Raw genomic sequence first — 1,586 nt, 5'->3', positions numbered from 1 at the left:
CCTGCGCCACCACCGGCATAATAGGAATCGATGGTGCTCGTGTAGATCAGCCTCTTCACGCCGGCTTCGATGCATGCGCGGGCAAGCCGACGGGTCGGTTCGATTTCGCTTTCGCAAAATTGATCCCATGTTTTCGAACCCGTGGCGGCCAGATGGAACACATGATCTATTCCGGCCAGCATCCCTCGAACGTCGTCTGGCGAGCGCATGTCGGCGCGCATGATTTCCAGCCGATCGCTGCCCAATTCCTCGAGTTCGAGGCTGGGTCCGCGCGCTGCGGCGCGGACGGTGTGGCCCTTCTCCAGCAATTGCTGGATCAGTTTGCGGCCGATGAACCCGGTGGCGCCAAGTACCAAAACATCGGGCTTGAGATCCGCGGTCGCCGTGACGTTGGGCCGTGTCACCGGGCCCTTCAAACTCGCGAGTGTGCAAATCTGCTCGCAGGTTTCGATCACTGTCTTGCCAAACGCGCCCCTTATCCGGCTGTCGAGTTCACTCTGACCGAGCAGCCCGGCGTAAAAGGCGGCGACACTGTCCTGAATCGAATTGCTAAAGGGTCCACCGCGCTCGCTGAGCTTCGCCTTCCCAAGAACATAGTCCTTCACGGTCGTGCCGGATTGCTCGCGGATTTGCGCCGCTTGTGACACGCTGCGCTTGCGCCGGTCGAAATCGATCCCCGCAGGCGTCTTGCGATCGATGACGCAGGTGTTCGCGTCCAGGTCCACCCAAGCGGTACCGGCCAAGCCGCGCACGGCAATGGAGCGCTGCTGGAAGCCGGGGCCGACATCGATGTTGACGTCAGCCGTCGTGCGGCCAGAGGCGGTGCGGATCCGCCAGCGCGGGTAAACCCGTGCGCCACCCGGCAGGATGAGATCGCGATCCGCCTTGACCTCGATCTCATCCAGCGTGCCCACCAGATCCATGAGAGCCGAGATCGGATGCGGGCCGATCTCGAGCAACGCATTCTGGGGCTCGCGTAGCATCCAGTTCGTGAAGGGGCCAAACCGGATGAGGGCAAGTTCGATGAAACAATTGATCGTGATGTGATCCAGCGGTCCCAGGTCGCCAGCGCGAATATGATCTCGCAAGCGGGCAAAGGCCCCTTCGAACAACAGGCTGTGGTTCACCCCGACGGTGCGTCCGCCCTGTTCAGCGATTGCCAACAGGTCATCGCATTCCGCTGTCGAAACGCACATCGGCTTCTCGAGAAAGACATGGACACCGCTTCGCAAAGCTTGCTCGGCAACGGCGTGATGGCTGTCCGGCGGCGTCAACACGTGCAAGGCATCGAGCTTCTGGTTGGCAAGCATCTCCTCAACCGACGCGAAGGACGGCACCTTCCATTGCGTGGCCAGTGCGTCAGCGAGGGAAAGATTGCGATCGCATACTGCCACCAGCTCGACGCCCGCGACTTTGGCGATCGCGCGCGCGTGGAAATCAGCGATGTAGCCAGTGCCGACGATCGCAGTTCGCAGCACGGGTTGCGAAGTGGTGCTCGTTAAACTCAACGGAAAATCCTTCAGTTACGGGTTTGATCAACTACGGAGGACAGGAAGTCGGAATATCCTTGGGCAACCACTGCCCAC

At 60.8% G+C, this 1,586-nt stretch carries 1 protein-coding gene; it reads right to left on the bottom strand.

The genetic code is table 11. The features are described from left to right. Nucleotides 1-1,508, bottom strand: a 1,508-nt coding sequence (locus ACEW8G_RS01230; RefSeq protein WP_373486631.1) for a Gfo/Idh/MocA family oxidoreductase, incomplete at its 3' end; no start/stop codon positions are given. Between the last annotated feature and the right edge of the window lie 78 nt (nt 1,509-1,586).

The sequence above is a fragment of the Blastomonas sp. genome (assembly GCF_041747255.1).
Taxonomy (GTDB): domain Bacteria; phylum Pseudomonadota; class Alphaproteobacteria; order Sphingomonadales; family Sphingomonadaceae; genus Blastomonas.
Note: the sequence above shows the minus strand (reverse complement) of the source record. Positions and strands in the feature narration are given on the sequence as shown.